This window comes from Veillonella sp. 3310, from assembly GCF_003999875.1.
Taxonomy (GTDB): Bacteria; Bacillota; Negativicutes; order Veillonellales; family Veillonellaceae; genus F0422.
In genome coordinates this window covers 426,097-448,031 of the sequence record NZ_RQVJ01000001.1, presented here as the reverse complement: position 1 = coordinate 448,031, position 21,935 = coordinate 426,097, and the positions used below count along the sequence as shown (strand labels likewise).

The 21,935-nt window shown below is 39.0% G+C and carries 16 protein-coding genes; 14 read left to right on the top strand and 2 right to left on the bottom strand.

Annotated elements, in window-relative coordinates:
- Positions 1 to 399: 399 nt before the first annotated feature.
- The 6 genes from EO127_RS02225 to sufU all read left to right on the top strand — a co-directional run bounded on the left by EO127_RS02225 (position 400) and on the right by sufU (position 7,079).
- Positions 400 to 1,653, top strand: coding sequence for a diaminopimelate decarboxylase (locus tag EO127_RS02225; protein ID WP_127448063.1), 1,254 nt, complete (start codon positions 400 to 402; stop codon positions 1,651 to 1,653).
- A 524-nt stretch (positions 1,654 to 2,177) separates the two neighbouring features.
- Positions 2,178 to 2,921 (top strand): Fe-S cluster assembly ATPase SufC, encoded by a 744-nt coding sequence (sufC, locus tag EO127_RS02220; RefSeq protein ID WP_127069170.1) that lies wholly within the window; start codon positions 2,178 to 2,180, stop codon positions 2,919 to 2,921.
- Between the two features lie 9 nt (positions 2,922 to 2,930).
- Positions 2,931 to 4,340 (top strand): Fe-S cluster assembly protein SufB, encoded by a 1,410-nt coding sequence (sufB, locus tag EO127_RS02215; protein ID WP_127447838.1) that lies wholly within the window; start codon positions 2,931 to 2,933, stop codon positions 4,338 to 4,340.
- 9 nt (positions 4,341 to 4,349) lie between these two features.
- Entirely contained in the window at positions 4,350 to 5,399 is a 1,050-nt protein-coding gene (locus EO127_RS02210) for a SufD family Fe-S cluster assembly protein (protein WP_127447837.1), read from the top strand.
- A 14-nt stretch (positions 5,400 to 5,413) separates the two neighbouring features.
- Positions 5,414 to 6,643: an aminotransferase class V-fold PLP-dependent enzyme gene (locus EO127_RS02205; RefSeq protein WP_127447836.1), complete on the top strand. Its 1,230-nt coding sequence runs from the start codon at positions 5,414 to 5,416 to the stop codon at positions 6,641 to 6,643.
- A 10-nt stretch (positions 6,644 to 6,653) separates the two neighbouring features.
- The gene (sufU, locus tag EO127_RS02200) at positions 6,654 to 7,079 is read left to right on the top strand and encodes a Fe-S cluster assembly sulfur transfer protein SufU (protein ID WP_127447835.1); all 426 of its coding nucleotides are present in this window, start codon (positions 6,654 to 6,656) and stop codon (positions 7,077 to 7,079) included.
- 139 nt (positions 7,080 to 7,218) lie between these two features.
- Here the strand turns inward: sufU and EO127_RS02195 are convergent, their stop codons facing one another.
- On the bottom strand, positions 7,219 to 7,443 hold the full coding sequence (locus EO127_RS02195) for a (2Fe-2S)-binding protein (RefSeq protein ID WP_127447834.1): 225 nt from the start codon (positions 7,441 to 7,443) through the stop codon (positions 7,219 to 7,221).
- A 277-nt stretch (positions 7,444 to 7,720) separates the two neighbouring features.
- Between EO127_RS02195 and EO127_RS02190 the strand changes: the two genes are divergently transcribed.
- Complete coding sequence (locus tag EO127_RS02190) at positions 7,721 to 8,392, top strand: HAD-IA family hydrolase (RefSeq protein ID WP_127447833.1); 672 nt, start codon at positions 7,721 to 7,723, stop codon at positions 8,390 to 8,392.
- Between the two features lie 217 nt (positions 8,393 to 8,609).
- On the opposite strand, the gene EO127_RS02185 is transcribed toward EO127_RS02190, so the two are convergent.
- Entirely contained in the window at positions 8,610 to 9,836 is a 1,227-nt protein-coding gene (locus tag EO127_RS02185; protein WP_127447832.1) for an aminopeptidase, read from the bottom strand.
- Positions 9,837 to 9,921: 85 nt separating this feature from the next.
- Between EO127_RS02185 and EO127_RS02180 the strand changes: the two genes are divergently transcribed.
- From EO127_RS02180 to EO127_RS02150, 7 genes are read left to right on the top strand one after another with little or no spacing between them, the layout of a single operon-like run.
- Positions 9,922 to 10,518 carry a helix-hairpin-helix domain-containing protein gene (locus EO127_RS02180; protein WP_127447831.1) on the top strand — a complete coding sequence of 199 codons (597 nt, stop codon included), beginning with the start codon at positions 9,922 to 9,924 and terminating at the stop codon, positions 10,516 to 10,518.
- Complete coding sequence (locus EO127_RS02175; RefSeq protein WP_127447830.1) at positions 10,515 to 12,725, top strand: ComEC/Rec2 family competence protein; 2,211 nt, start codon at positions 10,515 to 10,517, stop codon at positions 12,723 to 12,725. The genes EO127_RS02180 and EO127_RS02175 overlap by 4 nt, the downstream gene beginning before the upstream one ends.
- Before the next feature lie 10 nt (positions 12,726 to 12,735).
- Positions 12,736 to 13,704 (top strand): DNA polymerase III subunit delta, encoded by a 969-nt coding sequence (holA, locus tag EO127_RS02170; protein ID WP_127447829.1) that lies wholly within the window; start codon positions 12,736 to 12,738, stop codon positions 13,702 to 13,704.
- A 7-nt stretch (positions 13,705 to 13,711) separates the two neighbouring features.
- Positions 13,712 to 15,064, top strand: coding sequence for a VanW family protein (locus tag EO127_RS02165; protein WP_127447828.1), 1,353 nt, complete (start codon positions 13,712 to 13,714; stop codon positions 15,062 to 15,064).
- 12 nt (positions 15,065 to 15,076) lie between these two features.
- Entirely contained in the window at positions 15,077 to 18,775 is a 3,699-nt protein-coding gene (locus tag EO127_RS02160; RefSeq protein ID WP_127447827.1) for a PolC-type DNA polymerase III, read from the top strand.
- 12 nt (positions 18,776 to 18,787) lie between these two features.
- Positions 18,788 to 20,341 carry a gluconokinase gene (locus tag EO127_RS02155; protein WP_127447826.1) on the top strand — a complete coding sequence of 518 codons (1,554 nt, stop codon included), beginning with the start codon at positions 18,788 to 18,790 and terminating at the stop codon, positions 20,339 to 20,341.
- 17 nt (positions 20,342 to 20,358) lie between these two features.
- Positions 20,359 to 21,678, top strand: a complete 1,320-nt coding sequence (locus EO127_RS02150) for a gluconate:H+ symporter (RefSeq protein ID WP_127447825.1) — start codon at positions 20,359 to 20,361, stop codon at positions 21,676 to 21,678.
- Positions 21,679 to 21,935: the final 257 nt, after the last annotated feature.

The following is a 21,935-nucleotide window of genomic DNA, read 5'->3' as shown; positions in this document are numbered from 1 at the left end:
AATCTGAATAGAAGTAAAGGGAAGAGCATGGTATACTTCTCACAAACGGCACTACGTAATGTTTGTTCGGAGCACACCGTGCTCTTCTTGAGGGTATCTAATGTATGCAGTAAGGAACGCCACAAGGCGATTACTTTCAACAGTTTTTAATTCTATAGAATCTTTACAATTCTATAGAATGTATGTTACAATACGTTACGGTATTCACAGATTACCATTGTTTGATGGCATAGTGTTATGTACATCTTTTAAGAGTAATCGTATATCTTGTTAAGGCTTAGGCAGGATGTGCCATCTCTTATCGAGATACTATTTGCAGAATGCCTATTGTTTTATAAATTGCTATGTTACAGAAAGAGGCTGTCACATGGTGTATTACAAATAGATTGAGGAGTTATGATGAACGCAAAAACAACACCATTTACAAAGGAACAATTAGAGGCGATTATTGCTCAATATCCAACGCCATTCCATATTTATGATGCAAAAGGGATTATGGATAATATGCGCGCATTTTTAGATGCTTTCAGTTGGGCACCTGGTTTTAAACAATATTTCGCTGTAAAAGCAACGCCGAATCCGCATATTATGAAAATGATGAAAGAAATTGGTATCGGCGCTGACTGTTCTTCTATGGCGGAATTAATCTTGAGTGAAAAGGTTGGTATCACAGGAGAGAATATTATGTTCTCTTCCAATGATACTCCTTACGAAGAATACAAAAAAGCTATGGATTTAGGAGCCATCATCAACTTGGATGATATTACGCATATTGCGTATTTAGAAGAGCATGGTACATTACCAGAACGTTTCTGTTTCCGTTACAACCCAGGTTCTTTAAAAGAAGGCGGTAATACAATTATCGGTCTTCCAGAAGAAGCAAAGTATGGTATGACTGAGGCGCAAATTATTGAGGCTATTACATACTTAAAAGGAAAAGGTATCACTAACTTCGGCTTGCATACAATGGTGGTGTCTAATGAATTAGACATCGATGGTTTAGTAGGTACAGCTGAATTAATGTTTAAATTAGCTTTACGAGTGAAAGAACAAACGGGTGTAGAAGTATCTTTCATTGACCTTGGTGGTGGTATTGGGGTAGCCTATAAACCTGAACAAACACCAGTGGATTACAAAGTATTAAGTGCAGGTGTGAAAGAGGCATATGATCGTTTAATTGTGGGTACTGGTCATAGCCCAATTCAATTGGCTTATGAATGTGGCCGTATGGTTACTGGACCGTATGGTTACCTGGTAGCTACTGCCATCCATAAAAAAGATATTTACAAACATTACATTGGTTTAGATGCATGTATGGCTAACTTGATGCGTCCAGCGTTGTATGGTTCTTACCATCATATTACGGTGATGGGGAAAGAGAATGAACCAGCCACTATGACGTATGATGTGACTGGCTCTTTATGTGAAAATAATGATAAGTTTGCTATCGATCGTCAATTACCAAAAATCGAGATGGGCGATCGTATTGTGATTCATGATGCGGGTGCTCATGGTCATGCTATGGGATTCAATTACAATGGTAAATTGCGTTCTGCTGAGTTGTTATTACACGAAGATGGTAGTGTCACACAAATTCGTCGTGCAGAAACATTAGACGATTATTTTGCTACATTAGATTTTTCTAATTTATAATTAGAAACATAGCGGACTATCTGTCGTGATAGGTATTTAGGGTTATATAGACATATACTTTATCTGCTTCTGAGAAACTGTTATATTTCTCAGAAAATGGAGTATATGTCTATTTGTATAGAGTATAGTATGTTATGACAATATCAAATGTTGTTCATAATCCCTAAAAAAATATGGGAATAGCATTTACAATATTGAGAAAATTCAGTATAATGAATATTGTTGAGTCTCTTGGTAGAGAATTAAAGTTTCAATATGCTATAGATGAATAGATGATATACAAAACTATCATCAAATTCATAGTAAAATAGTAGAAATTAGCTTGCGGTCCAAGTCTGTACACGGTATAATACATATAGTATATTTACTATTTTAGATTTGAGCCAAAGTGGCGTTCTCATGCTATGAATATGACAGCGGATTACACTTTGGTGGAATCCGTTTTTTTACGGTATTCGACACATTCTAAGACCTAACTAGTCTTCTTTTGTATATAGTAGCTTATTTGATAAGGAGTGACATACGTGGCAGAATTACTTCGCGTAGACAATGTGCGTGCCTCTATTGAAGAAAAAGAAATCTTAAAGGGCATCAATTTAACAATTAATAAAGGTGAAATCCATGTGGTAATGGGCACAAACGGTGCTGGTAAATCTACATTGGCAAATGTAATCATGGGCAATCCTGCTTATGAAGTAACAGAAGGTTCCATCGTATTCGATGGCGAAAACATCACAGAAGAAGCTGTAAACGATCGTGCGAAAAAAGGCATTTTCATGTCTTTCCAACATCCAATTTCCGTGCCTGGTATTACAGTAGAAAACTTCATCCGTACAGCTAAAAACACCATTACTGGTGAAAACGTGCGCGCTTTGGCTTTCAAAAAAGAATTGAAAGCAAAAATGGAAGAATTATCCTTCGATACATCTTATGCTAATCGTTATGTAAATGAAGGTTTCTCCGGTGGTGAAAGAAAGAAAAATGAAATTCTTCAAATGTCCATTTTAAATCCTAAATTGGCTATTCTTGATGAAACTGATTCTGGTCTTGACGTAGATGCGGTTCGTATTGTATCTGAAGGTGTAAACCGTTTCCACAATGAAGATAACGCAGTGTTAATCATCACTCACCACAATCAAATTCTTCAAAAATTACAACCAAACTTCGTACACATCTTAATCGATGGTCGTATTGTAAAAACTGGTGGCCCTGAACTTGTTCGTGAAATCGAAGAAAAAGGCTACGATGCATACAAAAATTTAGCATAGGAGGATCTCATGGAAGCGAGAAAGAAAACTCAAATTGAGGAGATGGATCGCGGCGTCTATGACATTCGTAATGAATTTGAATTCTCCTATAAATCAGAAGCTGGTTTAACAGAAGATATCATTCGTGAAATGTGGGCTAACAAAAATGAACCACAATGGATGTTAGATTTCCGTTTAAAATCCCTTGAAATTTACAATCAATTAGATGTTCCTAATTGGGTACCTGATATTAGCGCTTTAAATATGGCGGATATCGTGACCTATGTAAAACCAAAAGTTGATATGAAAGAAGACTGGAACGAAGTTCCAGACGATATTAAAGATACCTTTGACCGTCTTGGTATCCAAGAAGCTGAAAAAACTTCTTTGGCTGGTGTAGGCGCTCAATATGACTCTGAGGTTGTATATCACAGTATTCAAGAAGACTTGATTCGTCAAGGCGTTGTATATACAGATATGCAAACTGCATTACATGAACATGAAGATATTGTAAAACAATACTTTATGACATTGGTGCCACCTACAGATCATAAATTTGCAGCTTTACATGGTGCAGTATGGTCTGGCGGTTCCTTCGTATATGTGCCAAAAGGAGTGACTGTAGATATTCCATTACAGTCTTACTTCCGATTGAATGCGCCAGGAGCAGGTCAGTTTGAACATACGTTGATTATCGTAGAAGAAGGAGCGAAAGCACACTTCATTGAAGGTTGTTCCGCTCCAAAATACAATGTAGCTAACTTACATGCTGGTTGCGTTGAGTTGTTCGTAAAAGATAATGCGACTTTGCGTTATTCTACTATCGAAAACTGGTCCAAAAATATGTACAACTTGAATACAAAACGTAGTCGAGTAGGTAAAAATGGTACGATTGAGTGGGTATCCGGATCCTTTGGTTCCGCTGTATCTTGCTTGTATCCAATGAGTATTTTGGCTGGTGAAGGGGCACACTGTGAATTTACAGGTGTTACATTTGCTGGTGAAGGCCAATACTTAGACACAGGGGCAAAAGTAATTCATGCGGCACCACATACAACAAGTAATGTTAACTCCAAGTCCATTTCTAAGAGTGGTGGTACAGCAATTTATCGTGGTGTATTAAACATCGGTAAAAATGCAGACCATTCTAAAGCAACTGTATCTTGTGAGTCCTTGATGTTAGATCAAGAATCTCAATCCGATACAATTCCATCTATTACGATTGAAAATGACAATGTCGATTTAGGACACGAAGCAAAAATCGGTCGTATTTCTGATGAGGCTATTTTCTACTTAATGACTCGTGGTATTAGTGAAGAAGAAGCAAGAGCTATGCTTGTTCGTGGTTTCGTAGAACCAATTTCTAAAGAATTACCATTGGAATACGCTGTAGAAATGAATAATTTAATTACCTTAGAACTTGAAGGTTCTATCGGTTAGGAGGTTAGAATGAGCAACACATTACATTTTAATGAATTGCCTAGACCGACTTTCCGTTGGTTAAAGGTAAATCATACAGAAGGCAATGTATGGGCTGGTACAGAACCGGCAACGGTGACCGTAGAAGGCTCCAAGCACATTGTCACAGATATTACAAATAAAGAAGTATTAGAACCTTCGTATGAAGGGGTTCATGCTGGTGCGTTGCGCGATGCATCTCATCACTTTACACATGGCTATCACATTCAAGTGCCAGCAGGTGCTAAAGAAGCATTGACCATTGTTGTTGATGTGCAAGGTGCGGTCAGTGAAAGAACTCGTTTACAAATCGAGGCTGAAAAAGACTCTACTTTAGAGTTAACGCTTTGCTTGAAAGGTGAAGCTACTGATGGTCATGTAGGATTGCTTTCAGAAATCGTATCTCACACAGGGGCGTCTGTAGTATTCAAAAAAGTGCAGTTATTAACTGGTAAAGTGCAGCAATTTGAACATCGTTATACACGAGTAGAAGAGTCTGGTCATGTAGAGTTCATCAACATTGAGTTGGGTGGATCTGAAAACTTCTTGAATTATCAAGAAGACTTAGTAGGAGACTACGCAGAAGTGGAACATGATTTAGGCTACTGCGGTACTGGTACGCAAGTATTTGATATCGCCATGTTAATGAAACATATCGGTAGAAAAACAATCAGTAATATTAATAACTTAGGTGCATTGAATGGTTCTTCTAAAAAATCATTCCGTGGTACTTTAGATTTCTTGCGTGGTAGCTTGGCATCTGAAGGTGCAGAAGAGGATACATGTTTACTATTAACGCCACAAGTTAAATCCATCTCTTTACCATTGTTATTATGTAAAGAAGATAATGTATCGGGTAATCACGCATCCAGTGCTGGTCAATTAGATCAAGCTAAATTATTCTACCTTATGAGCCGTGGTTTTAACGAAGATGAAGCAAAACATATCATCGTAGAGTCCATGTTACGACCATTGATTGATCGTATTGGCCATGAAGAAGTGGAAGAAACTGCCTTAGCAGTACTACGACAAAAAATATAATTGAGAGGGATAGTATGAAACCAATAGCAGAGGCATATAAAGATTTTCCAATTTTAACAAGAACCAATCGTGGTAAACGCATTGCATATTTAGATAGTGGTGCCACCACACAAATTCCAGTACCTGTGATGAAAGCATTAGAAACGCATATGGCAAATCACAATGGGAACCCTCATCGTGGGGCCCATGTGCTTGCTATGGAAGCGTCCGAAGCATACGAAGGTACTCGTGACGTGGTGCAACGATTTATCAATGCTCGTAAACGTGAGGAAATTATTTTTACTCGCAATACAACAGAAAGCTTGAACTTAATTGCCCATTCCTATGGATTGAAGCATGTGAAAGCGGGAGATAAAATCGTTATCACTGTGGCGGAGCATCATGCAAATCTTGTGACTTGGCAATATGTATGCCGAATGACAGGGGCTACCTTGGAATATTTGTACCTAGATGAAACTGGTCATATTAAAGATGGTGAAATGGATAAAATTGACGCATCTACGAAAATTGTATCCTTTGCACATGTAAGTAATGTACTAGGTATGGAATTTCCTGTGAAAGAATTGGTAGAACGTGCTCATGCTGTTGGTGCTATCGCTATCCTAGACGGAGCGCAATCGGCTCCCCATCAAGTTATTGATGTGCAAGCTTTAGACTGTGATTTCTTCGTTTTCTCAGGACATAAAATGTGTGCCTCTCAAGGTATTGGTGTTGTATATGGTAAATATCACCTATTAGAAGACATGGATCCATTCCTTTTTGGTGGAGACATGATTGAATATGTGAAAGAACAAACTACAACATTCAATGAAGTGCCTTATAAATTTGAGGCAGGTACACCGAATGCACATGGTGCTATCACATTGAAAGCTGCCATTGAGTATTTGGAACAGTTTGGTATGGATGCCATTCATGAATATGAACAAGAATTAGTACGCTATGTATTACCTAAACTAGCGGCTATGCCACATATTCATTTACTAGGTAGCGCTAATCCAGAAGAAAAGCATGGTGTTATTACTTTCACTGTGGATGATGTACATCCACACGATGTGGCAACCATCATGGATAGCCATGGAGTGTGCTTACGTTCTGGCCATCATTGTGCGCAACCATTAGGTGCGTATTATGGGGTACCGGCATCCAACCGTATTAGTATGTACATTTATACTAAAAAAGAAGATTTAGATCAATTTTTGGAAGCCCTAAAAACAGTTCGACTAACCATGGGCTTGTCAGAATAAGGAGAATACCATGGAAATGGATCAAGTGTATACGGAACTGATTTTGGAGCATAATCAAGACAAGCGTAATAAGCGTTTGTTAGATGTGTTTACTGCTAGCGAGCATGGTCATAATCCAAGTTGTGGTGATGATTTAACATTGCAAGTGAATGTGGTAGACGGCATTGTAAAAGACGCTGCTTATACAGGTTCCGGCTGTGCTATCAGCCAAGCATCGGCTTCTATGATGATTGATGTCATTACTGGGAAGACCTTAGAAGAAGCGTTCCAATTAGTGGACCTTTTCTTAGGAATGATAAAAAAAGAAGTGACAGATGAAGAAGAATTGGAAGCCTTAGAAGATGCTATAGCTTTACAGAATATTTCTAACATGCCTGCTCGTGTGAAATGTGCAGTGCTGGCTTGGCATACATTGTGTGAAGCATTAAAGAAATAAATAGAAGGCTGCTACAGAATGGTGTACATTCTTGAGCAGCCTTTTTTGTGCCTTGAATTTATAATCTAAGTGTAACTAAAAAAGATAGGTCCCTGTAGGGCCTATCTTCAAGATCCGTATGTTTTGGTATATTGTAGAATTACCATTGTCCTTCTTGGTGTTCTTTTAACAGTTTCACCACTCGGGGGCCACAGCCTTTACCACCACATGCACCGGTACCAGCACTAGTGCGCTCTCTAACTTTAGGAAATGTATCGCAACCATCTAAGATGGCTTCCTTAATTGCTTTTCTTGTAATACTACGGCAGGTACAAACTTTTGTTAATTTATCTAAAATGGCCGTAGGAATTTGAGTATCTTCCATACTGTCCTCCTATATATAGAAACTTTTCTATATATAGTATACTCTGCAATTCTTGTATTGTAAAGGATGTTCATAAAGCTTTTATATTATACAAGGTGGATGGTTCTGTATTTTGTGGTTTGTATAGAATATTTTTGGAAGATGGATTAGAATTGGAAAGAGCGTATACGAGCTTAGATACTATCATAAGTAATGATATGGTTGAGTTGATAGCAAACTAAGCAATAGTGTGTATAGGCATATACAAAATGATATGTTAGATAATATAGGAGTTATTATGATTTGTGTTATTTTTGATTTAGATGGAACATTAACAGATTCTCATGAAGGGATTTTAAAATCTATACGTCATGCCTTAACGAGTATGAACTATCCCATTCCTGATGAGAAGACATTACAATTGTTTATTGGTCCACCCTTGGCAGATTCTTTTAAAGAACATTGCCATATGACAGATGAAGAGGTGGAGCAGGCCTATAACTTCTTCAAAGAACGGTATGATTCTGTGGGGAAATATGAAAATGCAGTGTATCCTCAAATTGAGGAAGCCTTAAAAGCACTCCGTAAGACGGGTGCTTATGTTGGGATTGCTACGGCAAAACCAGAAGAACAAGCGAAGGATATTATTAAGCATTTCAAATTGGATCAATACTTTGAAGTCATTCGCGGAGCCAATCGAGAAATTGGGTTAGTACATAAAAAAGATATCTTGCAAGAAGCCTTACAAGATATGAATAAGGTGACTGAACTAAAATATAAAATCTCTCGTTGGTATATGGTGGGAGATCGTAAATACGATATGGAAGCTGCTAAAGAATTAAACTGTGTGGCTATGGGGGTATCCTATGGCTATGGTTCAGTAGAAGAGCTAGAAACTGCTGGTGCTGATTACATCTGTGAAAGCCCATCAGATATAATAGTGAATATTGCGGTGGATACATTGTTATAAGCTCTACACATTAATTTACTATGAGATGCTCATAAGGACGTTAGTTGATACTAGATACGTACATATGAAACTTAGGCAAACAAAAAGAGGCGCATTGCTGTGATGCAATGTACCTCTTTTTTATATTACTATATATTAGTCCTTACAGACTCCAATAAGTGGGGAAGTTCTGATGGTTGCAAGGGAAACAGTATAGTATTATGTAAATAGAGTTTTCCTATACCTGCAATCTTCCTTCAATCATAATAGGAACTGTTTTCCCATCTTTTGTAGTGCCCATGATGTTCATGTTTTCGTGACCAATCATAAAGTCCGTATGAGCTAAGGATGTATTCAGTCCACGAGCATGGAGTTCTTCTTGAGATAATCCATCGCTATTTTCTAAACAAGTTGGATACGCAGCACCTAAGGCCAAGTGACAAGATGCATTTTCATCGTACAAGGTTTCAAAGAAAATCATATTGGATTGGCTAATAGGAGAGTAATGGTCTACGAGAGCTACCTCTCCTAGGTAGCAAGAGTTTTCATCTGTCTCAATGAGGTTTGTTAGATATTCGCGACCTTGTTTCGCATCATAGTCAACGACTTTTCCGTCTTTGAATGTGATGTAGAAGTCTTCGATACGGTTTCCATCATAGATTAATGGTTTTGTAGAGTACACTATACCGTTGGCGCGCGCATAGTGAGGTGCGGAAAATACTTCTTCTGTTGGGATATTGGCATCAAAGATGATGCCTTTCTTAGAGGCTTCTTTGCCACCTAACCATAAGTGACCTTTTGGCATTTGTAAGGTTAAATCTGTACCATTTGGACATGTGTAATGTAGGGACACGAGTTGTAAATCGTTTAGCGTTTTAGTACGTTTCGCTAAGCGATCTAAATGGTTAGCAAAAGATTCTTCTTCTGGTACATGTTTCATACGACATAAGGTGAAGATAGTATTCCATAAGCGATTGATTTTTTCTTCTTCTGTGCCTTCATAGCCCAGCAAATCAGCCCATGTAAGCGTTGCTACAGATGCCACACACCAAGTAAGGGTGGAATCCATAATGGCCTCGTGATAAAATTTAGTTAACTTACCCATACTACGAGAAGCGAGAGCAATTTTTTCAGATGGCACACCTTCATAAGCAAATGGATTAGCACTGATTAAGGATAAAATACAGGCATTGGAATCAAGGATATGATGATACATATCTTGGATCCAAGGAGCAGGGTTAGATAAGACTTCATCTTTTACATGGGATAGACGAGATTTAGCCGTAATAGTGCTACGCCAGTTAATATGTACATCTTTGGCGCCAAGTGCATAGGCTTCGTCCACAACGATATATACAAAATCTTTATTTTCAACATCTCCGTTGATGACCAATAGTTGGTCTTGTTGTAAATTGACACCTTCTTGTAGTAAAAGCCGGGCATATTGTTGTAAATCTTCTTTCATAATACCTCCGAATATATACTGGTAGTGAATTTTAAAGGATATAACTCATCTATGACGAACCTTTTGCTTGAAAGGATGTGATAGAATGAAAGTAACAAATCAAAAACGAATTGGCATCATCCTATGCCTATTCCTACTGTGTGTATGTGGATACTATCTTATTATAGCAGATACACCCATGAAAGGCGATGAATTACCATCCGATAGTCCAAAGATTGTCAAACAATCAGAAAAAGGGGACCGAGGTGGCCCAGTGGAGAAGGAAACGAAAGCAACTACAATTTTGGTGTATGTTACAGGAGCTGTAGAAGAGCCGGGGTTGTATGAGCTACAAAGTCCTGCGACAGTGAAAGCGGCTATTGAGGCGAGTAAAGGACTATTGCCTTACGCAGATGTCAATCATCTACAGCTACAGGATACCTTAGAAGAAAGTACACATATTCATGTAGACTTTAATTTTCACGGTAGCCCAGAAGAATTATTACGGAAACAAAACATATCCATTAATGATGGAACAGAAGCAGATTTACAAAAAGTATCTGGTATAGGTCCGAAGATGGCGAAGAAGATTGTGGACTATCGGCAGGAACATGGTCCGTTTAAAAGTTTAGAAGAATTACGACATGTGAAGGGCATAGGACCTGCATTGTATAAAAAAATTGTGGAGAAAGTGCGATTATGAAATGGTTACCAAAACCAATAGACTTAGGTATTACCAGCGTATTGGGAATACTGTTAGGCATCTGTATTGGATTATATCAAAATGAATTACATACCTACCTCATGCATTGGCTAGCTGTAATCACTACATTTGCTATCATTGGAGTGGTAGTTTTACGTGGGTATGAACAACGAAATAAACCTACCTATACATCGTTACGATATGTAGTAGCCATGGTAGGCGTTATGTGTACGTTTGCAAGCATAGGATATATCCATACAGATCGAGTTATCACACACTATTTTGAAGATAGACCTTTCTATTATGGTGCCGATGGTGCTTATTATGTACAGTTCACTAGCAATCCACAGTCTACAGTGACATTAGATGGGGTTATGACCATGGTAGATGCTACTGTGGAAGGAATGGATGTCGATAAAAATGGCACTACAGAGCATGTTCCAGCAAAGGGCAGTATCCGAGTGTATGTACCAGGAGAGCCAACAATTCATATGGGAGACCGCTACATCATTCGTGGTACCGTGAAAGGCTTTACGTATTATGAGCAAAGTGGTGCGTTGTCTATGAAAACGAGACACATCAATGATGGACTACAAGGTAATTTGTACCAAGGAACCATAGAAGGTACCTATACAGTAGAGAAAACCCTAAGTATACAGCTAGTTGGTGCTTGGTATACTATCGGTGCTTACCTAGATAAGGTCCACCATTGGGTGGCACAACAATTTGAAGAGAATCTAGATCCATCTATTGCTACCTTGGGTTCCTCTTTGGTACTAGGTGGTCAATACGCGATGTTGCCAGAAACGATGGTAAAGTTATTCAGTGAAACAGGGCTTATCCATATTTTGTCGGTGTCAGGATCTCATATTGCCTTGTTATTTCTTATCATTTCTACCTTGTTACAACGGTTGCAGTTACGTAAAGGCATAGAATTTTCCATCACCTGTACGTTGATTTTACTGTACTGTACGATTGTGGGCTGGAGCCCACCAGTATTACGGTCTGCCATGATGGGGCTATTAAGCGGATACGTGGTTATGCATGGTGGTACGTATCGGGCGTTACATGCGCTCTTATTAGCTGCCTTATGTTTGCTGTTGTGGAAACCATTGTTCGCGGTAGATATTAGTTTTGTCTTATCCTTTGGGTCTACCTTGGGCATCATTGGATTGTATCCCTATGTGTATCGACTGTTTCCGCCGAATCCTATCTCAAAAGGCATCGCCCTATGTATATCAGCACAAGTTCTCATCTTTCCTATAGAACTATATTATTTTCATATCCTCAGCCTTCTTAGTATCTTGTCTAATCTGATTGTAGGTCCCTTGTTAGATATAGCCATCATTGTAGGACTGTGCCTATCTTTGCTTAATGTAGTATTTACCTTTACATTAGGGTGGTCCCTCTTAGGTTTTATTTTGAAAGCCAGCATGTCTCTTTTATTTGCTATCCGTAATCTAGGATTATTGTGGTCACCGCCCATGCCGTTGTGGTTAGTGGTAGTATGGTATATGGGCGTAGGGTATGTATATTGGCTATTGGCACTGAAAGCGCCTATTCAAGTAGCATGGAATAGGATTGCTAGCATTGCACTATTAGTACTAGGTATGTTGCCCTTAGGACTATCCTATGTCAAACCAGTAGTGCAAGTGGTGCCTATCGCTATCTCTTCAGGACCAGCTTTCATGATCTGCAAAACAGGCTTTCATAGGGAGGCATACCTCTATATAGATGCTAAGAATGGCGATATTTCACCGCGAGCTATGAAACAATGTGTCGATGCCTTGCATCATCGTGGATTTAGTCAGTGGAATGGTGTTTTTATAGAGGGGTATCAGAAGGGATATACGCATGTTGATACCTTAGAACATCTATACAGTAAAGGACAAGCTGGTAAAGAGCTAACACTAGATTGGTTATCTGTACAACTTCATACCAAAGCAGGCTATGAAATTATCGTAACAGGACAGAGAAAGTTTCATTTTCACCCTAGAAAAGAAGGAGAAAAAGTTCAAGAAATAGTGTATAATACTAAGAGAGAAATGAATACAATATATGGCCTCACAGCTAGTAATCAATTGTTGCACTATCAAGAACAAGGGATAACGCAGTTTATCGTATGGAGTACCTTGCATAGTCAATTTGATGTGGAGGAAGGCGTGTATATTGTAGGCAGTGATGAAGACAATGTAGTAACATTATAAGAGGTGACAGATGGTTACATTACTCTATGGAGATGAACCACAATTATTAGAAGAAAAAAAACAGAATCTCTTACATCAATATACAGATCGGACCTTGCTTACCTTGCGTGAGGAGCAAGGTCCGGGTTCTATTTTAGGACAATTACAAGAAGTATCCCTCTTTGGTGAGCCACGAGTATTTTTGCTTATCCATTTGCCCATCTTTGATAAACCAAAGAAAAAGATGGATCCAGAGTGGCAAGGGTTGCGAGATTATTTACAAAGTTATAGTGGAGAAGACCCTATTATTCTAGTGTATGCCGAAACTATTGATGGACGGTTGCAAGGAAATAAATCATTTTTGGGAGCTGTAGAATCCTTTAAGTTTGAAAAAGTAGAGGGAGAAGCGCTCTTTCAGTGGATACAACAATATTGTAAGGCGCATAAGCAAAAGATAGATCCTGATGGCATGGCATATGTACGTGACTTGGTAGATTTGTGGAAAGATGTGCCCTTAGCATTTTTGCGTACAGAATTTGATCGATTGTTCCTCCTACTCAATAAAGGAGAATCCATAACAGCACCATTTTTAAAAGAGTATATGACGGACTTTGGAGAGAAAAATATTTTCCGTTTTAAAGATGCTTTATTAGCAAGAGATGCGAGGACATTGCTAGACCTGTTTCCTTCTATGTTAAAAAACAAAAGTGTAGATATGGCGATGGCTTATGTGCATAATCAAATGCATTTACAACTCATGGTCAGTGAATGTGCTTATTATGGGATGACATTACCGGAGATCCAATGTTTATTTAAGGAAAAGGGGATGAAAGCCAATCCCTATACAATCAAATTAGCCTTTGAAGCTCGCCGAAAAATTCAAATTCCAGCAGTGGCAAAGTTGATTAGCCAGTTGTATCATTTAATTTTGCAAAGTCGCCAAGGTATAGCAGATATGAATCAATTTCAAGATATATGTTTAGCCTATTGTGCAAACTAGGAGAAGTATGAAAGGAAAGTATATTGCCACTGTGGCAGCCTTAGTAGCTGTCGTGGGAGGAGCTGTAACAGGGCTTGCATGGCCTACAGGAAAGACTATTTATGGATTAACTATAGACGGTCATAGTCTATCCCATCAAAGCATGGATGAAGTAGATAGCTACTTACAAGAGCGGAATACACAATCACAATCGATTCGTATAGTGGGTCCCAAGGGAAAAGAAACAACTATTCATCTAGCGGATTTAGGAATTACCATAGATAGAATAGGAACTGTCACTGATGTAATGGATTATGGCTATGAAAGTGATGTCATGACTTATGTCATGCACCGAGTGGATGCGTTGCTCCATGGAAAGGAGATGAACATTCGCTATAAAGTTGATGGACCTATGGCTGAGTCGTATTTTTTGAATTATGCTAAGGCTATGGGACAAGTAGGAACTAATGCAACGATTACCCTTGAGGGTAATAAAGTTGTACATCAGCCTGCTAAGGTAGGTCGTAAGTTAGATGTGATAGCTACTATGAAGCGATTGCAAGAACAACTGCAAGAAGGTAAGGTAGAGACTTTAGAACTTGTTATTAATGAGTCTGCACAGCCTACGATTACAGATAAAGATTTAGTGTCTATCACGTCCATATTAGGGTCTTTTACGACGTATTTTGATGGATCTAATACAAGTCGAGCTCATAATATTCATTTAGCATCGCAAAAAATTCATCAAACCTTTATTCCTACAGGTGGTATTTTCTCCTTCAATCAAGTGGTAGGAGAACGTACTCCTGAAGCGGGCTATGATGATGCGCCTGTATTTATGGGCGGGCGATTAGTGCCAGGTATTGGTGGCGGTATCTGCCAAGTAAGTTCTACCTTGTTCAATACGGCATTATTATCTGGTATGGATATTGTAGAACGTGATACGCATTTTGCACCAGTGTCCTATATTCCAGTTGGGTTAGATGCTACTGTGGCGTGGGGCTATATAGACTTTCAGTTTAAAAATCCTTATTCCCATCCTATCTATGTGATTGCCGAAGAAGGTGCTGGTTACGTGACCATTACCATATTAGGAGCTAAGGAGGATGTACCACAGTCTGTAACGATTACGAAAGGTAGAGAACAGAAAATTCCTAATAAAAAGGTAGAAAAAATCGATGATACTGTGAAAGAAAAAACTATTGAAGAAGCTGGTCATGAGGGAATTTCCGTAGATACAACAAGAACCATTGTGTATGGTGATGGTCGATCTTCTACGTATACATTTAATTCTTATTATGAGCCAGTGGATCGTGTCGTTGTCACAGGACCTAATGTGGTGAAAAAAGCTAACGCTGAACCGGTGAAGTCAAATCCGTAAGGGAGACGTACTATGAAATGTTATCATATGGTACTAAAGGGAGAGTCTAAAGTAGACTTTCACTTTTATTTAAAAAACGGAAAATTGCATATATTTGGTTCTCAGTCGATAGGAGCCTTAGATAAGGCAGTACAAGCACGCATTGAAGAAATCTGTCACAGTATTGGTTGCACTTATGAACTTGTAGATACAGAGGATTTTAGGAACCAAATTGTTCTTACTCGTATACCTAATGGAACAGAAGGGACTCCTTTTGTGTCTAATATAGATGATAAAGGGCTAGAAGATACAGAGTATCTTTTTTTGCAACAAGCGAATGAAGTAGCAGATTACGATATCTATTGGGACATGGATGAAGAGAATCGATTCGATGAAATGGAGCTCTATGTAGGTAAGGATGGCACGATCAAAACATCATCGGATTATGATGTTTTGTATGATGCACCAGTGGTCATAGATCGTCCTAATACTGCGACTTCAACGGCGGCGGGTAATTCTGCCTATCCTATGCGGAGACGAAAGCTAACCACGGAAGATGGGATGTTGTTAGGACCAGCTTTTGATGAGGCAGACACGCATCGCACAGATGATTTCTTTGTGAGAACTGGAGAAAACGTTGTTATCTCTGGGTACTTTCACAGTTTGGATATACGAGAAATTCGCCCTAAGGAAGATAGCAAGGCTGTACAAAAAGCTCGTGAAAAAGGTGAGGAGCCCAAAAAACGGTATATTATTACAGGGCATCTAGTGGATGATCATAATAGTTTGGCTATTAAGCGATTCACCAGCCCTTCTGAAGATGGACCAAAGTTATTAAAAATTTTAAAATCTGTTGGGAAGGTGCAAATTAAAGGGGAAGTCATCTATGATGAGCAATTTGTACGAGACTATGTGTTAAATATGGATTCCATCCGTCCTGTGGAGGATACGGATAATGCAAAACGCACAGATACCCATGAGGAAACAAGGGTAGAACTTCACTTACATACGAAAATGTCAGAGAAAAATGCTTTGGTAGCAGTGAAAGACATTGTAAATCGTGTGAAAGATTGGGGACATCCAGCGGTAGCGATTACCGACCATGGGGTGGTACAAGCATTTCCAGAAGCTCAGGCCTATTCTTTGGAAAAAGGTGTGAAGATTCTCTATGGTGTAGAGGCCTATTTGATTGAAAAAGAGGACCAAGCCATACCACATCATATCATTATATTTGCAAAAAATATGGTAGGTTTGCGGAATCTGTATAAGATGATTTCCATAAGCCATTTAAACTATTTTGATGAGTACCCAAGATTGCCAAGAGCTGTCATTGAAGATCATCGTGAAGGGATTCTTATAGGAACATCTTGTAAATCTGGAGAATTAATTCAAGCTATAGCGCATGGTGCCACCGATGAAGACTTGCAAGAGATTGCTAAGTTTTATGATTACCTAGAAATTCAACCCCATGATAATTACAAGAGCTTTATTAAAGAAGGCTTGTTAAAACATGAGGAGGACTTAAAAGACATAAATCGTCGTATTGTTACTTTAGGGGAGACGTTGCAAATGCCTGTAGTAGCTACAGGGAATGTGCATTATATGGACCCTAAAGACAAGATGTATCGTGAAATCATGCTCACAGCGAGCGGTGTGAAAGATGCCAAAGACAAAGCGGATCAGCATATGCGTACTACCGATGAAATGTTGGAAGAGTTTGCCTACTTAGGAGAAGACATTGCTTACCAAGTGGTAGTCACCAATACCAGAGCATTGGAACAAAGTATAGATTATATCATACCTATTCCAAATGGTACGTATTCTCCGAAAATCGAAGGGGCCGACAAAGCCTTGGAAGATATGTGCTATGCTAAAGCGAAGTCTATCTATGGAGATCCTTTGCCAAAAACAGTGCAGGACCGCTTAGATTATGAGCTTAAAAGTATTATCGGCAATGGTTTCGGCGTGTTGTATTATATCGCTCATAAATTAGTAAAAAAATCTTTAGATGATGGGTATTTAGTAGGCTCCCGTGGTTCCGTAGGGTCTTCCTTCGTAGCCACCATGGCAGATATTACGGAAGTAAATCCACTGGAACCGCATTATGTGTGTCCAGAATGTAAGTGGAGTGAGTTTTATTTAAAAGGGGAATATGCAGGGGGCTTTGACTTACCGCGTCGTAATTGCCCTGAGTGCGGTACGCCACTTATCGCCAATGGACACGATATTCCCTTTGCCATCTTTATGGGATTCCACGGAGATAAAGTGCCAGATATTGACTTGAACTTCTCTGGTGATTACCAAGGTCGTGCCCATAAATATACGGAAGAATTGTTCGGACGAGACAATGTATTTAGAGCGGGAACAATAGGTACCATTGCAGATAAAACGGCTATTGGCTACGCCTACAAATATGCGGATGTCAATGACTTACAAAAACGGCGAGGCTTTATTGAAAAGTTATCCACAGGCTTTACGAAAGTAAAGAATACTACTGGTCAGCATCCGGGAGGCATTATGGTTTGCCCTCGAGATATGGATGTACATCATTTCACACCCGTTCAATATCCTGCGAATAAAAAAGAAAGTGGTATTATTACTACACACTTTGACTATCATTCTATTGAAGGTCGTATGACCAAACTAGATATACTGGGTCATGATGATCCTACGATTATCCGTATGTTGGAAGATATGACGGGTATTCCGTCTACGAGTATTCCTTTTGATGATCCTGCTACATTAAGCTTATTCTCATCAACGAAAGCATTAGGCCTGACACCAGCTCAATTGCAAGGGGATAAAGTGGCGACCTTGGCAGTACCTGAATCAGGTACTGGGTTCGTACGGGCCATGCTAGAAGATTCTAAGCCACAAACTTTTTCGGACTTAGTGCGGATTTCTGGTTTCTCCCATGGTACCAATGTATGGGTAGATAATGCACAAACTTTGATAAAAACGGGAACATGCAAATTGAATGAAGCTATCTCTACCCGTGATGACATTATGAACTTTTTGCGCAACCATGGGGTAGCAGATAATGTAGCCTTTTCCGTCATGGAAAATGTGCGTAAAGGGAAAGGTATCGAAAAGCGTAATAAAGAGGGGATTGCTCAAACAGATTATGAAGACCAAATGCGAGCAGCGCAAGTGCCGGAGTGGTTTATTGGATCTTGTAAAAAGATTTCCTATCTATTCCCTCGGGCCCATGCAGTGGCTTACGTTATGATGGCATTCCGCATTGCTTGGTATAAGATTAATTATCCATTGGCATTTTATGCATCATACTTTTCTATTCGGGCGAAAGCTTTTGATTTAAAAATTATGATGGGTTCCTTAGAAGAGCAACAACAAGAATTTAAACGGTTGAAAGCGTTAGCTGCTAAGTACGAAGCATCGCCAAAGGAAAAGGATTTGATGTCTGCTTTAGAGGTATCCTTGGAAATGAAACAGCGAGGCTACTCTTTCGCCAATGTAGAGTTATACAAATCACAAGCAAGGCGCTTTATGATTAAAGATGAAACATCTTTATTACCGCCATTTGTGGCTGTTACTAGTTTAGGCGAAAAGGTAGCGGATGCCATCGTAGAAGAACGAGAACAAGCGGAGTTTTTATCTATTAAAGATTTGCGAAGACGTACAAAAATGTCTCAAACCATTGCGAATCGCATGGTAGAATTAGATTGCTTAGGTGACTTACCAGAAGACGAACAAATGAGTTTATTTGGATGATAGGAGGTATATATGTCAGAAGTTAGAGAAGCAGTATGGATAGGCGTTGATGTGGGTACAACAGGCGTACGTGCTATGGCATATACAGCACAAGGTAAATCAGTAGCTGTACGAGATGCTTTTTATCCATTAGAAACACCACAATATGATCGAGCAGAACAGAATCCTCAACAGATTTATGATGCGGCAGAAGAAGTCATTGCTGGAGTGGTTAAAGAGTTACAATATAAACTTGTCACCATATCCGGAATTGCTTTGAGTTCAGTCATGCATAGTTTTATTCCTCAAGATGAACAGTTTGACTTATTAGGGAATATGATTACCTGGGCAGATAGCAGAAGTTCCAACATTGTACACCGCATGGAACAAAACGAAGCGTGCAAACAATTCTACTTTAGAACAGGCTGCCCTTTACATGCATCCTATCCATTGGCTAAAATCATATGGGTCAAAGAAAATCAACCTGAAATCTTTGATCGCATGGCTCATATTGGATCTATTAAAGATTACATGTTCCGGTTGATGACAGGAGAATGGGTCACAGATAAGTCTGTAGCCTCTAGTTCTGGTTTATTTAATGCCTTTACAGAAACTTGGGACCCTGAGATTTTAGACTATGTAGGGATTCAAGAAGAGCAACTGCCTAAGGTAGTATCCACTACATATAGTGGTAAGTTACTAGCTAACGTAGCAGAGCGTTTAGGGTTACCTGTGAATACACCTGTTGTCATCGGTGCTACGGATGGAGTACTGGTGAATGTAGGTATTGGCGCTGTGTCGAAAGGGCAGTTAAGTGCGACCATAGGTACATCTGGTGCGATACGCATGCTTACAGAAAAGCCGCAAATGGATCCTAAAGGTCGTACATGGTGCTATAATTTAACAGATACCATGTGGGTGGCTGGCGGAGCTATCAACAATGGCGGTATGATTTTGCGTTGGATGCGTGATCGGATTCTCCATTATCATGGCTCCCAAATGGAACAATTATCGGTGGACCCTTATGATTTAATGACCATGAAAGCAAGACATGTACCAGCTGGATCTGGTGGATTGCTATTAATGCCATATTTTACTGGCGAAAGAGCTCCGTACTGGAACTCAGATTTGCGTGGTGCATTCGTAGGCTTATCCTTAAATCATAGTCGATCTTACATGATTCGTGCCACAATGGAAGGCATTTGTTATAGCTTACGTTTTGTTCTTGATGCATTACGTGAGTTTGAAGATGTGAAAGATATCCGTATTAGTGGTTCTTTCACTAAATCTGAATTATGGGTACAAATTATGAGTGATATATTCGGTGAACATATCACCTTACCAAATAATAGTGAAGGCGCCTCCTTTGGTGCCGCTGTATTAGGGTTTATTTCTGATGGCACTTTATCAGATATTAAAGATACAGCTGAGTTAGTACAGCCCGAATGTATCTATCACCCTAAGGAGCAGAATCAAGCGGTATATGACGAACTTTTCTCTATTTATGAAAGTTTGTATATTCATATGAAAGACGATTTGGCACGTCTTGTTCAGTTCCAAAAGGAACATCCGTTTAGTCGTTTATAATTAGAAAGGAGACTTACATGCCATTAATTATTCTCGCATTAGGAATTATTTTACTATTTTTCCTAATTGTAAAAGTAAAGATGAATAGCTTTTTATCATTGCTATTAGTCTGTGTATTATTAGCCTTTGGAGAGGGATTGCCTATCGATAAGATTTTCCCAACTATTCAAAAAGGCTTAGGAGCTACCTTAGGGGGCTTAACCATCGTAGTAGGTTTTGGCGCTATTTTAGGTAAATTGATGGCCGATAGCGGTGGAGCACAACGTATAGCGACTACCTTGATTAATATGTTTGGTCGTAACAATGTAAGATGGGCTGTATGTTTAACTGGATTCATTGTAGGGATTGCTTTATTCTATGAAATTGGCTTCGTCTTATTGATTCCTTTAATCTTTACTATTGCTAAATCTGCAGATATTCCATTATTAGAAGTAGGTATGCCAATGGTAGCAGCCTTATCTGTAACACATGGTTTCTTACCGCCACATCCAGGTCCGACAGCAATTTCTGTATTATTTAATGCAGATATTGGATTAACGTTGGTATATGGTATCTTAATCGGTATTCCTACAGTTATTTTGGCAGGTCCATTATTGTACAATACGGTGAAAGATATTAAAACAGATATCCCAGAAGGTCTTCACAATGATAAAGAATTCACAGAAGAAGAAATGCCATCCTTTGGAGTATCCATCTTTACTGCCTTAGTACCAGTTATCTTGATGGCAGCGACAGCTATCGGTAAAATGATGAACTTGCCAAAAGCATCTCCGGTGATGGTCATACTTAATTTCATTGGCGATCCATCTGTGGCATTAACAATTTCCTTGATCATTGCCTTCTATACATTTGGCTTCGCTCGAGGCAAATCTATGAAAGAGATTATGGCTACTTCTGAAAAAGCAATTTTAACAGTAGCTATGATTTTATTCGTTGTAGGTGCTGGTGGAGCCTTAAAACAAGTATTAATCGATAGCGGTGTGGGTACTTATATTGGTGAACTAGTGATGCAAGTGAATGTATCTCCACTAGTATTAGCTTGGTTAATTGCTGTGGTGATTCGTATTGCTGTTGGCTCTGCTACCGTGGCAGCCATGACAGCTGGTGGTATCGTAGCTCCATTGATTCCATTAACAGGTGTAAGTCCTGAATTGATGGTAATCGCAGTCGGTGCTGGTTCAGTATTCTTTAGCCCACCAAATGACCCAGGATTCTGGTTGTTCAAAGAATTCTTCGGATTGTCTGTAAAACAAACATTGCGCTCTTGGTGTATGGTGGAAACAGTGATTGCTGTATGTGGATTAATTGGTGTAGAAATCATTAATTTATTCTTATAATTATAATCATGAGATGATAAGTACATATGTGATAAAAAAGGGCTGTAATAAAATAGCCCACAAATGAAATAGAGGAAAGTTGATTAAAAAGTATCAACTTTCCTCTATTTTTATATATAGTCTACAGTAATTGTTATAGCATGGGGATATAATGAAAAATCTGATGTTTTACATATGTAGTGTGTTAGTCTCAATAGTATGCAGTACATAATAAGAATACCCCAACCTAACAAAGTAGGTTGAGGTATATGTATTAA

Coding starts and splice junctions, on each gene's coding strand:
- sufB (WP_127447838.1), top strand. CDS start 2,931: ATGGAAGCGAGAAAGAAAACTCAAATTGAGGAGATGGATCGCGGCGTC.
- EO127_RS02190 (WP_127447833.1), top strand. CDS start 7,721: ATGATTTGTGTTATTTTTGATTTAGATGGAACATTAACAGATTCTCAT.
- EO127_RS02225 (WP_127448063.1), top strand. CDS start 400: ATGAACGCAAAAACAACACCATTTACAAAGGAACAATTAGAGGCGATT.
- holA (WP_127447829.1), top strand. CDS start 12,736: ATGGTTACATTACTCTATGGAGATGAACCACAATTATTAGAAGAAAAA.
- EO127_RS02210 (WP_127447837.1), top strand. CDS start 4,350: ATGAGCAACACATTACATTTTAATGAATTGCCTAGACCGACTTTCCGT.
- EO127_RS02185 (WP_127447832.1), bottom strand. CDS start 9,836: ATGAAAGAAGATTTACAACAATATGCCCGGCTTTTACTACAAGAAGGT.
- EO127_RS02150 (WP_127447825.1), top strand. CDS start 20,359: ATGCCATTAATTATTCTCGCATTAGGAATTATTTTACTATTTTTCCTA.
- EO127_RS02160 (WP_127447827.1), top strand. CDS start 15,077: ATGAAATGTTATCATATGGTACTAAAGGGAGAGTCTAAAGTAGACTTT.
- EO127_RS02175 (WP_127447830.1), top strand. CDS start 10,515: ATGAAATGGTTACCAAAACCAATAGACTTAGGTATTACCAGCGTATTG.
- EO127_RS02165 (WP_127447828.1), top strand. CDS start 13,712: ATGAAAGGAAAGTATATTGCCACTGTGGCAGCCTTAGTAGCTGTCGTG.
- sufU (WP_127447835.1), top strand. CDS start 6,654: ATGGAAATGGATCAAGTGTATACGGAACTGATTTTGGAGCATAATCAA.
- EO127_RS02180 (WP_127447831.1), top strand. CDS start 9,922: ATGAAAGTAACAAATCAAAAACGAATTGGCATCATCCTATGCCTATTC.
- EO127_RS02195 (WP_127447834.1), bottom strand. CDS start 7,443: ATGGAAGATACTCAAATTCCTACGGCCATTTTAGATAAATTAACAAAA.
- EO127_RS02205 (WP_127447836.1), top strand. CDS start 5,414: ATGAAACCAATAGCAGAGGCATATAAAGATTTTCCAATTTTAACAAGA.
- EO127_RS02155 (WP_127447826.1), top strand. CDS start 18,788: ATGTCAGAAGTTAGAGAAGCAGTATGGATAGGCGTTGATGTGGGTACA.